Annotated in this window: 12 protein-coding genes; 1 reads left to right on the forward strand and 11 read right to left on the reverse strand. The window is 37.6% G+C overall.

Annotation, left to right across the window (positions count from 1 at the left end):
• Positions 1–13: 13 nt before the first annotated feature.
• On the reverse strand, positions 14–1,210 hold the full coding sequence (locus LG307_RS21415) for a class I SAM-dependent rRNA methyltransferase (protein ID WP_404446381.1): 1,197 nt from the start codon (positions 1,208–1,210) through the stop codon (positions 14–16).
• Between the two features lie 187 nt (positions 1,211–1,397).
• Positions 1,398–2,264 (reverse strand): STAS domain-containing protein, encoded by an 867-nt coding sequence (locus LG307_RS21420; RefSeq protein WP_404446384.1) that lies wholly within the window; start codon positions 2,262–2,264, stop codon positions 1,398–1,400.
• A gap of 217 nt (positions 2,265–2,481) precedes the next feature.
• On the opposite strand from LG307_RS21420, the gene LG307_RS21425 reads away from it, so the two are divergent.
• Positions 2,482–3,441 (forward strand): M20/M25/M40 family metallo-hydrolase, encoded by a 960-nt coding sequence (locus tag LG307_RS21425; RefSeq protein WP_404446387.1) that lies wholly within the window; start codon positions 2,482–2,484, stop codon positions 3,439–3,441.
• A gap of 567 nt (positions 3,442–4,008) precedes the next feature.
• Here LG307_RS21425 and LG307_RS21430 read toward each other — a convergent pair.
• From LG307_RS21430 to LG307_RS21470, 9 genes are all read right to left on the reverse strand, one after another.
• Positions 4,009–4,545, reverse strand: a complete 537-nt coding sequence (locus LG307_RS21430; protein ID WP_404446390.1) for a hypothetical protein — start codon at positions 4,543–4,545, stop codon at positions 4,009–4,011.
• A 47-nt stretch (positions 4,546–4,592) separates the two neighbouring features.
• Positions 4,593–4,943, reverse strand: coding sequence for a hypothetical protein (locus tag LG307_RS21435; RefSeq protein ID WP_404446393.1), 351 nt, complete (start codon positions 4,941–4,943; stop codon positions 4,593–4,595).
• Between the two features lie 43 nt (positions 4,944–4,986).
• A complete protein-coding gene (locus LG307_RS21440; RefSeq protein ID WP_404446395.1) occupies positions 4,987–5,493 on the reverse strand; it encodes a hypothetical protein in 507 nt (168 codons plus the stop codon).
• A gap of 18 nt (positions 5,494–5,511) precedes the next feature.
• A complete protein-coding gene (locus tag LG307_RS21445; protein WP_404446397.1) occupies positions 5,512–6,324 on the reverse strand; it encodes a hypothetical protein in 813 nt (270 codons plus the stop codon).
• Positions 6,325–6,464: 140 nt separating this feature from the next.
• Positions 6,465–6,677 (reverse strand): PF20097 family protein, encoded by a 213-nt coding sequence (locus LG307_RS21450; RefSeq protein ID WP_404446400.1) that lies wholly within the window; start codon positions 6,675–6,677, stop codon positions 6,465–6,467.
• A 125-nt stretch (positions 6,678–6,802) separates the two neighbouring features.
• Positions 6,803–7,240 (reverse strand): hypothetical protein, encoded by a 438-nt coding sequence (locus LG307_RS21455; protein WP_404446403.1) that lies wholly within the window; start codon positions 7,238–7,240, stop codon positions 6,803–6,805.
• A gap of 125 nt (positions 7,241–7,365) precedes the next feature.
• Positions 7,366–8,229, reverse strand: coding sequence for a S16 family serine protease (locus LG307_RS21460; protein WP_404446406.1), 864 nt, complete (start codon positions 8,227–8,229; stop codon positions 7,366–7,368).
• Positions 8,230–9,051: 822 nt separating this feature from the next.
• On the reverse strand, positions 9,052–11,790 hold the full coding sequence (locus LG307_RS21465) for a GTP-binding protein (protein ID WP_404446408.1): 2,739 nt from the start codon (positions 11,788–11,790) through the stop codon (positions 9,052–9,054).
• A gap of 319 nt (positions 11,791–12,109) precedes the next feature.
• Complete coding sequence (locus LG307_RS21470; RefSeq protein ID WP_404446411.1) at positions 12,110–12,682, reverse strand: hypothetical protein; 573 nt, start codon at positions 12,680–12,682, stop codon at positions 12,110–12,112.
• Positions 12,683–12,695: the final 13 nt, after the last annotated feature.

The raw sequence follows: 12,695 nt of genomic DNA on the forward strand, positions 1-12,695 counted from the left end.
CTGACTCCTTTTTTTATCCTATTCTTTTTATAAATAATACCTTCAGATAGTTTCCTTCCTTAAACTCCTTGATGGTTGCGAAGTCACTTGGCAAGGAAAACTCCTCTACGATTTTGTATTTTATTTTGTTTTCTTTAAAAGCCTGGTCGATAAAGCCTTTGAACTTGTCCATTCCGAATGTAGCGGCGTTGGTGGAAGCGACAATCAGGCCGTTCTTTTCGGTAATGGCAATGGCGTCTGACACGAGGCTGGTGTAGTCTTTTTCCGCACTGAAGGTCACCTTTTTGGACCTCGCAAAGCTTGGTGGATCCATGATGACTACATCGAATTTAAGGTTCTTCTTTTTCGCATATTTGAAGTAGTGGAATACCTCTTCTACGAGAATGGATTGTGTTTTTTCGTCTATGTTATTTACGTTAAATTGCTCGGTTGTTTTTGGCAGGCTGCGTTTGGCCAAGTCTACGCTTGTTGTTTTGATGGCACCGCCTAATGCTGCATAGACAGAGAATGCTCCTGTATAGGAGAAGGTGTTTAGGACCGTTTTTCCTTTGGCGTATTTGTCCCGGATGGTTTTTCTTACTTCCCGTTGATCAAGGAATACTCCAACCATCGCGCCATCGTTTAAATGTACGGCAAAGTTGACGCCGTTTTCTTTGATGATAAGGGGGGATGGTGCGCGTTCTCCTTTTACAAAATCATCGTCCTCGACATATTGCCCGTCCGTGTTGAATCGTTTCTTTTCGTAGATCCCTTTGTACTCGATGACCCCTTCGATGGCTGCGATAATTTCCTCACTGAAGGAGTAGATTCCTTTGCTATACCAGTTAATCACTAAGTAGCTGTCAAAGAATTCAATGGTAAAGCCACCGATTCCGTCGCCCTCTCCGTTAAAGAGGCGGAATGCAGTGGTGTCTTCTGCCTCCATCAGGGCGGAACGTTTGTTTACGGCTTTTTGAAGGGCACGTTTGAAGAAAGGAATGTCCATTTCTTCGTTCGGATCTTTGCTGACAATCCAGCCGTATCCTTTGTTTTGGTTACCGTAGTAGCCTTTGCCGAGAAAGTTGTTCTGTTCGTCTACCAGCTTTATGAGTGTTCCCTCTTCTTTTAGGTCATTGCCATTAAGGAGGGATTGTTTTGAGATAAGGGGGTAGCCGCTTTTATAGGTTTTGGCGAATTTATTTTTCACTTTAAGTGTTAGTTGCTGTCGCATGCTTTCATCCAATCTTTTTGGGTTTTTGTGTGGTTGTATTATAACGTAAAAGTGGGGGGAAAACGAATAGATGTTTTTTTACCAGATTATACCATCCTCAATAAAGCTCAGAGGAGAATCTCTGAGCTTTGTTTATGGTCAAATATGCTAATTGACTAGTGATTTTATTGAAATTATGTCTATTCTATTACCTGCTATTTGGCTTACTATTCTTTGTGTAATTCTCCAAATTCTCTAGTGCTTTTTCAAGGGTAGAGTAAATAGAGATTTTGGAGAAATCAAGGCCAAGATGGACGGCAGTCTGTGCAACTTCAGGACGAACACCTGTCATAATGCTTTTGACCCCAATGAGCTCTAAAGCGGAGACGACAATGAATAGCTGATTAGCTACCATTGTATCGACAATAGGTACTCCAGATAAATCGATGACAAGACACTCGACATTCTTTTCCTGACACTGTTGAAGGCTTGACTCCATAATGACTTTCGCTCTTTGTGTATCAATACTTCCTATCAACGGCAGAACACTGATTTCATGAGTCAATTTTATAATAGGAGAACTTAACTCTGAAATCATTTCTTGTTGAGCTAAAAGTGCTGCTTGGTGATAAGCTGTATAGGTTGCCACAAATTCCTCGATGACGTTATCAAACGCATAATGGAAAAGATTAGACCACGTTAAAAGCTTCTCAGGAGTGATGGAGTTTGTAGATTGCAATGCAAATTCATTAATTTTATTCCAGTAAATCTGACGGAACACTTTAAACTGGGAAATGATTTCTTTTAATTCCGTATTGGTGGAAACCCTATCTTTGGCAACATCAGACGCCCATTGTTTAATAGCCTCATAGTTTGATTCCGTATCAGTGTTGATAAAAATTTGGGCAATGGTCGTAATGAACTTCTTGTTTTGCAGACGAAGTTTATCTCCAATAGCAGGAGCAGTACTTGAATAAATACTGCCTTCCTTCCCTTTTTTCGTCTTAAACCAAGCGTTGGTCAATGAATCGGTATTATTTAAAATAAAATCATGTAAAGCCACGTTATTTTTCATAGGAGGCCCCTTATATAAATTATTATAGTCCGTTATCTCTCTGTATTATAACGCTTCCAGATAGGAAGAGCACCTTTTTAATCTTTGTTCGAATGGGAGATGAATTGGATAATAAGACCTATCTTGCTCCTTTAGCTAAGCTAATTGTTGAAACTATTAATCTCTTATCTTATAATTATGCATGTTAATTAATAATTATAAATACGGGGGCAGTAAGATGAAGAAGATACTTTTAGTAACAACCTTAATTTGGATGGTGGCAGTGTCAGCGGTTTCCGCGGCAAATGGAGCCTCTTTGGTACATAAAACAGGTTCACTTTCCTACAAACACACTCAATACTTGTCTGAAACAATTGGAGCCCGTGTAGCTGCTTCAGATGAAGAAGCTGAGGCAAGGGATTATATAAAAGGCCAATTTGAAAAGATGGGTTATGAAACGAATGTTCAGGATTTTTCTTATGCACGCAGAGGAACATCGAACGACTCAGCCAATGTGGTGGCATTTAAACCTGGAAAAAGCGAGAAAGTATTAGTGGTTGGAGCACACTATGATTCTGTAGCAAAAGGAAAAGGTTCGGATGATAATGCTTCTGGTATCGCGGTGATGCTTGAAGCGGCTGAAGTGTTGAAAAAGATTCCAACGCCATATAGCATTGTGTTTGTGGCATTTGGAGCAGAGGAAGTCGGTTTACAAGGTTCGAACTACTTTGTGAGTCAAATGAGTGAGGAAGATATTAAGAATACTGTCGGAATGATCAACTTGGACAGCTTGGCAGTCGGGGATTTTATGTATGTTCATGGAAGTCTTGGTGAGGAAGGGTTCTTGCGTGATCAAGCCCTTGCGATTGCTGAAAAGAAAAAATTGGACCTTCGTATCAACAGTGGGTTAAATCCTGATTACCCGGTTGGTACAACTGGTGATTGGAGTGATCATGCTCCTTTTAAAGAAGTAGGAATTCCGTTTGCTTATTTTGAATCAACAAACTGGGAAATTGGGGATCTGGATGGATATACGCAAACAGAGAAGTATGGTGGAATCTGGCATACTGATAACGACACCTTGGAGTTTATTCAACAGGCATATCCTGGAAGATTGGAAGAGAGACTTTACACATACTCCACTGTTTTGATTGACTTGTTGAAGTTCACGGGTAAAACGAGTACAGCAAAAAAATAAGGTGGAGTTTATGCTTCCCTGGTGGTTGATTGGTGCCATTGGGGGAGTATATAGAATCTTATGTTTACCTTTTTTTATCATAAGGGCAGCAAGTCCAAAGCAGACAAATCCTATGATTCTCATCATTATATGTCCTGCTTTTCCCATCTCGTTTATGGTGAGAGAGAGTAAAAATGCGCCGAGTAAAATGAATAGAATAGCAAAAAAACATCTCACATGAAATTCTCTCCTTTGTAGAGATAGGATATCTATTTTTTGATAACTGATGCTGAAGTCAAATCGCTTGTTTATGTATATTTTAATTAACTTAGTAACCCCGCCATAATTAAGCTAAAAATAAGATAACTAAACATAACGGCACCCCAACCTGTATTATTAGCAGTGTTTCCATCACCATTATGAATTTTTTTCGCTAGTGAAACACAGTTCAAAAAAAAAATTATTGCTATTATCGGGGTTAAGTACACGAGAATATATTCCATTATTTCAATCTCCCTTTAAATGCTTTACTCCTTAAACCTTCGTTACCAAAAACCAAAATAGGTAATATAGATGACCTTGAGTTTTTCAGTTTTTTATTTCCGCATTTCTATCCCAGATTTCAATAATCTCACCGTTCACATCATATCCAACTGCATTTTCCATTTCTTCAAAAAATAATACTGGGTCTTTTGTTAAGAAAGGTGGATACTCGGTTATAAATGTATTGTTTGTTGCATCCACTTCTTGTGTTTCTCCGTTTTTATAGTGAAGAACAAACTTTTCTACCGTATGTTCATCTGTTGTGATTGCACCATGAATAACATTTCCTACTCCTTCAAAATGGTTTGCGGAAACCAAAAAAGGCAGACCTGCTTCAGATGTAAAAGTCATACCAACGCTTTGCTCATTGTCATATTTGTACTTGTTATCGTTTAGTTCATAAACCCCTAAAACATGTTGGTTTTGGTCTAAATAATAGACTAATTGGTTCTCTCGATCTTCATTTATTACTTTTATTGGTGTTTTCCAATGACTTTGCACTGCTTCTTCCAAGGTTTGATACCCGTTACTACATGCAGACAAAATAATTAAAATGATGACAAAAACCGATAGTATCCTCATTTTTTCACTCCTAATATTCAATAACTACCAACCTAGCATTGTACAGTTTATTCGCTACCTTTCTTTGTTCCTTGAAGAAATTCGATTGCTTCTTCTGTATCATAAGTTTTTAGTTTCAGTTTTTTCATTTCTCCTCCATCCGTCTCGAAAATAAATACTGCCGGAGTTTTTTCTATTTCATATTTAGGATACTTTTCCTTTGCCACAGCTAAACTTGTTAAATATTCTACTTTAACAATAGAGTAATCGTTATTAATGAATTCACTAAATTCCTCGCTAATATTCTCTTCACCTTGAACAATGAGCACGGAGTACTTCTCCTCAGATTTTCCGTTTGGAGAACAACCAATAATTAGAGCTAAGAAAAAGAGTGTACATATTAAATTTAATTGCTTCATGATGTCCCCCCAGGTTTCTCCTAGAATGTTAAAGATTTACGATTTATTCATCAATATCGTAAATCAGAATATCGAATAACTTTTCATCAACATAAAGGAAAATTGCCCATTCACCAGGCTCTGGTATTTTAACGGTTGACGGTGCGTGTACATCAGCTCCGTTATTGGGTCCAGCAAGTGGAATGCTCCCACCGTTTGTTGTTATTTGATAAATTGTTTCTGAATCCCTGTGGAAGCCAACAACTGTAAATTTTGTGTTGGTGGGGTCATCCACTCCCCATAAATGCCACATCCATTTTTGCGGATTTAAACTGGGCATATCTGCACCGATGACACCTGACTTATTTTCATTACCTAGTATATTGTCATTAAATAGGACTGCTTTGTTTTCCCAATCAATATTCTCAAAATTGCTTTCCTCTACGAAATCAGGAATGCTTTCTGTTAAGTTTGTATCATTTTTTGTTTCATTTGATGCACAAGCCGTTAAAATGAATACACCTAACAACAGATACAATATATTTGTAAAATTTTTACGACGAATTATCATTAACCTTTTCCCCCTTTACTATACTGTTTTCAAGTTATCTAATAATGATGATAGATCATTTCTATCAGCTATACCTTCTTTTGTAGCTAGAAAAGACAGTAGCGTAATTGGTTGATTTTGAGTTGCTGCCGAAAATACCTTATGATGACCATCAATTATATAATGAGTTAAACACCAATGTTGAATATGCTTAGTTTCTTCTTCATAATCAGCTGGTTCTTTTATATCTAACACCGATAAACATAATGCAGTAGGTTTTACTTCTTTCGAAATCAATGATTTATACATTTCAATGGTCTCTTCTTCTAGCCACCCTACTGGAAAAGTGGGTACTATAAACTCAAACAGTTTTGAATTATTTGATAGTTCCTTCGTTATACCTCGATAATATTTAACCTTTGGATAATGAGGCAGCCCCCAAAATGAATTCATTCCCCAAACTTGAACCTGTTCATTAGAAAAATAATCTTTTTCTGTTCCTAATTCAATAAACTCAGGGATAACCTCATTAAGTAATACTTTATAATCTCCACTTGGTAAAATTAGAGATACTTTTGAAAGAAAGACATCCTCTAAATTAGTAATGCCTTTTCGAAACTCCTCACTGATCTCTTTAGGGGAAATCCCTTGATTTGATCCATTAGCTCCCCCTAGCCTTTCAAAGAAAAATGAACAAGTACCGCAGATATTTCCAATATGGAAAGCTTTCTTCCCCTCAATTGATATGTATCTATCCCATTTTTCCCATCCGCCGCCACTTGTTGTTTCGAATGAGATAATTGAATTGGTATCCTTTATACACCAATCTTTGGTATCAATAATTTTACTCATATTACACCACCAGTTTTTATCATATGTCCTACCTGGTTAAAAATTGCTGTTAACACAAGAAACGACTGCTTTAATTGCATACTCGCTCCAAGATTGTTTAAGATAGTAAGGTTATTAAGAACTGCTTATTTATATCATTATTATTTATATTTAAAAATAACTAAATTACAGTTTTCACATCTAAATGCTGGAGTTTTACTAATGTGAAAGATTGCATCTTTTATTAATATTTCACTTTCTAAATCAGCGATGATTGAATCAGCCGAATCTGACCAACAAATTCTGCGAGGAGAAAAAATATATCCTTGCTTACCCTCATTACTGCATTTAGGACATTTAACAATTTCGTTCATAATTGGTCCCTCATTTCACATCTCCATTTTATCTCTTATGTATTCCTTATCTAAGCAACCTGCCCCTTTAGCACAATAAGAGAACTGTCTTCTTCTTCAATAGCTCATAGATAGTGGAGTATTCCTTACAGCATATCCATAAAAGATAGGACATGTTCTTTCACTTTTTCCTCCTCTCCCTTTGTCTTATTCTCTAATTTAAAAAGTTCTATATTCTCATCGGGAATTAGGATTGTTGAAGGTTTCTTAATTTCTTCCTTTAAATTTACAGCATCTTCTTTTTGAGTAACATAAGTTTTATTAAAAGTTGAATGTATTATTTCTGTTCTTAAATAATTCCCTTCCTTATCATAAAAGTCTTCAATGGATTTAATATCAGTTTTTATATGATGTTTACCTTCTTCAATACTCGTTATTGAATTAACTTTCTTGTAACCAGTTGTTATAAAAAAACCTTCATCATCTTGTTCTGATGTTTCAGCAACAAATACTTCAATATGTTGAACTTTTTCAACGCTACTGCATGCAGTTAGAAGAAAAATGCTTACTATCAATAAAGTCATTTTGAAAAAATCCCCCTTCAAAATTACTACTCCCCCCTTATTAAAAAATTTCAACCAAGTAATGTTTTTACAGGGATCCTTCCAGTTTCTTGAAAAGTTCTTATTGGGATATTTGCTTAGTTGTTTTAGTTGTTCCATTTTTTAATAATATTCACAGCTTCCTCTACAGATGTTACCCCATATATTGTTAGTGAAAGACCAAGTTCTTCTTTTGCTTTTTGTGCCTCTTTTAAATTTCCTTTAGGTATAATGACATGTGTGTGTCCGTCTCTTGCTGCGATTATTATTTTTTCTCGTACAAGTCCAATCTCTAATACATTTCCTTTATCATCTATTGCCCCAGTTACCGCAACAGGTATGAGATTGTTCAAATCTGAATCTTTTATTAAAGATGAGATTGCTAATGCTAATCCAGCACTTGCGCCGGTGACATCATTCCTCGATAAGTACTCCATTATTTGGGTGTTCGTTCCGTTTTTATAATGTTCTAGGTTCTCTGCCATTTCTATATCTTGGTTTTTCCAAATATGAAAATACTCAAAGAGTAATCTATTTTTACTAGTGTAACGATGAAAGTTATTTATGGAGATAACCTTCAGAAGGTTTGACTCATCTTCCATAAAAACTTTCCCCTTTTCAGACAATTCGACAGTACCAATACTTATAATATAAACGTTTGTATTCGATACAATTTCTTCTGTGGGTATATACAAGTAGTTCTTTGTTTTTGAACGATCGGAAAAGAATAATGGATATTCATATAGGAGTATTAGAAAGACAAAAATACTAGCTAGCACGAATGATCGATTAACAGACTTAACATTTACTGACAATCCTAAAAATATGACGTTCAGCATGATAAGTGTGATTAGTAGAATTCCATATAAGATACCGGTTATATAGTCGAATAAATATAGATATAGAAGATTTAGATACATAAGATATGTACCAAAAAGAGGTATAAAATGGCGTGCAGTACCCTTAAGCATCAAAATTTGCACTCCTAAGCAGATCATATTTATAATTATAAACGAAAAATAATAGGAAAAGTTTCATAAAAATAACAATTTTTACATAATAATTTTGTTTCCATCAACAAAAGGTAGCAGGACTATTCTTATAGAATTAGCCTGCTATTTTTTATTTTAGTAGAAACCGATGACGGTAAGGGTAGGCGGATTTTGGGTAGAGCCGGTGGGGGCTGGCACCTGCATTAGTCAGCTGGGGTTTTGTTTGTTTTCTGCTTTAGGTGCCAGTCCCCTTACTTACCTTTGGTTTATTAATTGGTAATGAGGACCTCTCTTCTTCTTTTTCCTCGTCACTAAGGTCATCATCACTGCTATGAGAACCTCTCTTCTCCTTTTTCCTCGTCACTGAGGTCTTCATCACGCCCATGAGGACCTTTCTTCTCCTTTTTCCTCTTCACTGAGGTCTTCATCACTGCTATGAGGACTTCTCTTCTCCTTTTTCCTCTTCACTGAGGTCTTCATCATTGCTACCTACATTATTATGAAGACTATTCACCCACTCCAGGCCAAACAACAAAAAAGCAGGTCTAATTTCTATGCGAATTAGACCTGCTTTTATGAATGTTATCTATTATCGCCTCTCACGACGAGACTTGGTAGTTGAATAGGTTAGCGTGAATTTTGGTAAGAGCGGGCGGGGTCAGGCACCTGCATTTGTTTGTGGCGGTTCTTTGGTTGTTTGTTTGAGGTGCCAGACCCCTTGCGTTACCCTTTGTTATTTCACTTATTTAAGTTGCTGTAACCAAGTTTGAGAGTTAATCTTTTTTAATCTTTGTGTTTTTTTTAGTAGGTTGAGATCATTTCGTTTTCTTCGCATGCTTTGACCATGAATTCGTATTGGAGTAGGCGGGCTTCGAATAGTTTCAGTGGGTCGTAGTAGCGTTCTGGGCTTGCTTTCATTTGTTCTAGTTTTTTGTTGGCGTTGTGGATGGCGTGTTCTGTGTCTTCCACTGTTTTGTTCAGTTCTGTGAAAGGCGCTTCGTAGAACATGGTGATGTCTGCTTTTAGCGCTTTTTCAAACAGGTCGAATTCTAAGAAGAACTTATCCACGACGGATTGTGCGACATCTGTGAAGCGTTCGTTTTCAATGTATTTCTTGTATTGAGTGAACAGCAGTTGGTTACTTTGTTGTAAGGAACCGAACAAGCGGCCTGCCCCTTTAAGTAAATACTGTGTGGTACTTTGGCGGTTCAGGATGTTTTCTTTTTCCACTTCTACTCTGCTTAGGATTCTGTTGATATCACGACGCCAATCTTCCATGACTTTGAAATCGCAGTTCAGATGCATTTTTTCTTCTTTGTAAAGAGCATTGAATGTGCCGCTCATTTCATGCAGGTATTCCTGGCTATCTATCAACTCACGGTTGGATGTATCCAGCCACAGTTGAAGCTCCTGGCGCAAACGAGGTAACAGGTCGGAATGCATGTAAGTACGGATCGTTTCATTCATGCGCTCATTCAATTCGAGATGCAATGTTTTAAAGTTGCTGTCTTCCTTCACATAGCTAGAGCATTCTCTAAGCAGACGAGGGATGGTTTTTAATGCTTCTCGTTTCATCTCAATTGTCACTGCGCGGTAATTTTCTGTGATGCTTCGGATCTTTTCGGATTCCGCATCGTGTAGGTGATTGATGAACCCACTTAGCCTACTTAAAATATCCTCATTAAAGTCAACCGTGTTTTTCAGATTATCTTCCATTGCGATTCGACTATCAAGCAGTTCTGTTAAAGTTGAACGGATCAATTGCAACAACTTGGTCGCACGGCGTTCTTCCACTGCTTTTGCACGCAGCTTGAAGTTGGCTTCCATAAAGCTTGCCAATCCTTGATGCTGTTTACTTGCAGAACGTAGAGAAGAGTAAGGGAATACTCTTGCATCTGGGAAGAATTCGTTGATGCGGTGTTTTGCTTCTTCCACAATCTGTGCTGCCTCTGCTTCGTGGAAGGCAGTATCCATTTTATTAATGACGAAGTGAACCGGTACTTCTGGCGCACGTTCTTTAATTTTCACCAATACTTTCAATTCATCTTCAGTAAAAGGTGTTTGTGCATCTAAAATGTATAGCAAGCCATCTGACAATGGAATATATTTCATTGTTTCATTGTTTTCTATTTGATTCACATTGAATTCCGGTGTGCTGATCAAGGAGTACTCCTCGTCTTCTAGGAACTGTGATGGCCATTTAAGGTCAATCAAGGACCCTGCTTGGTGCTCACTTATGTCACCTAGCGCAGAAGTGCCGGTAGTGGAAATCTCATTCATCTCCGCAATATCTCCGTCGGAAGATACAAATACCGGAACCGTTTCATCTCCAAGAAGCTTTTCTCCAATAATGGAATTGATGAAGGACGTCTTCCCATTTTGTACGGTTCCTGTAACGACCAAGTGCTTTCGGTTCAGGTTGCTAAGTTGGGAGAATAACCACTTTTTCTGATGCGCTACTTCTAAATGGTTGTCTTTTGCCCAGTTTATCAATGTTTTGAACAGCTCGACCGTGTAGCTCAACTGGATGCTGTCATGCTCGTAATGGAAAATTCTATTTTCTGCATCATCCAGAACATGGGCTGGCAATGCTGTCGGGAATACTTCATTCCAGGACATTACAGCTGCGGATGCAAACAAGGATTTAGATCTATTGGATACTTTCAGCCAGTTTCCAAGTAAGTCTGGTACAATCCCCTGCAATTCTTTAATCAAGTATTCTCCTTCAATAAGAGATAAATAGGTACATTGGTGTAGTTCCTCTACTTTCGTCCATGAAACCTCTGAATCTCTGTCCAAAGCAGCAAATAGGCCGTTTGCCGTCTTCACCCATTCTAAATACATCGGATGTTTTTCATAGCTGTACCACAAAGCTGCAGTAATTTCTTCGAATTTATGTTGGTTAATCTCAAGTAAGTTGAACAGGACCTCTTGAAAATAGTCAGGCGAGAATTCTTTTGTATAGCCAACTTCGATGTAATTTAGCAAGCAATCGTACCATGCTTCTGAACCGGTTCTCAATGCCTCACTTACGGCCAATTCCACTGCATGTTGACTGTCTTCTTGCTCTTCATAAAAAGTACGAGCAGTCTGTGTAACATGTGGATAATCCGGATCGATTGATATGGCTTTTTTAATATTTTTATAGGCATTCTCCAGTTTTCCACGCTGAATATATAACGTAAATAGCTGCAGAGCCACTTCTATTTTAAGCGTTTTATTATCTGTATTAATCTTAGCGTAAATATCTTCTGCTTCTACTAGCATTCCAAGATCATAATAAGCATCTGCTATATTTTTCTTTGCCCATGGTTCTAATTCATTGTGAACATTTTCCCATTTAAATATGGCACTCTCGTAATCTCTGCTGTGAAAATATACTTCTCCTTGTGCATACCGAATAAACGAGAGATCTGACACCTCGTTGTTCTGCTCTACCAAGAAGGCCTCTCCAAGTACTTGTACGGGATGCTTCGTCTCCACATCCAGCATAAAGGTTTCAAAATACGTCTTACTAATAAATTTGTTTTCCTGTGTCATTTTACCCTCCACCAATCATTTCACATTATTTTCGTAATTAAAATGATCTAGTAACTTCGTCTCTTGCTTCTAAAATAGTTATTCTGCTATATAGTTCGAATGTCTATTGGATTTTAGGACCATTCTATTCTATACCCTTTTTAACGTAGCTATAACTAGTTTGCTAACAAATATTGACCTCATACTACCATATTTCCCGAGAATAAAAAAAGAGCCTAAATGGTTAAGCCATTCCTACTTTAGACGCTCTTTTTTCTTTCCCTGTCGATATAGACCCACTTAAATAAGACCGCTAAATTCATAGCGGCCTTCCGGTGAATCACTTATTCATATGGGAGAGGAAATCGCCCAACAGCTTATCAACGTTTTCTACTTCCAATTCTTCCTCTTCTTCGGTGGATGCTTGCTCTTGAAGAGCCGCATTCCAATCAAAGGAGTCTAAACCGTCATCATTTAAATTAGTAGAATTCACCTGTTTATCTGTTTCTTCTTCAGACTTATAAGGCTTTTCCTCTTGAAGGTACAAGGCTTGGTCAATGTCGATAGAGTTGCTGTTCATCGCCGCCAGAATACTGGTTGCCCGGACAGGATCTGAAAGCAGTTGATAGACAATATTACCAAGTAATGCTTCAGAGTGCTGGTGTTTCAACCAATCCCTCTGTGTTTTGGACAAAGACTTTGGAAGAGGGATGGAAATCGTCTCTTTTTCCCGCGCATGAGAACTTGTCACACCTTGAAGAACAAATTCTGCTATTTTACTAGAGAAATTCCTTCTTTCCGTCTCCTTAAGACGTTGCAAATGTTTAATTAGATGGTCAGGCGTATCAGAGGGGATACGGAACGAAATGGCTTGTCCCCTCTGAATTCCCTGACTCGAACTGGTATTCTTCATCTAATCACCTAAA

The sequence above is a fragment of the Sutcliffiella horikoshii genome (genome assembly GCF_044809035.1).
GTDB classification, from domain to species: domain Bacteria; phylum Bacillota; class Bacilli; order Bacillales; family Bacillaceae_I; genus Sutcliffiella_A; species Sutcliffiella_A horikoshii_G.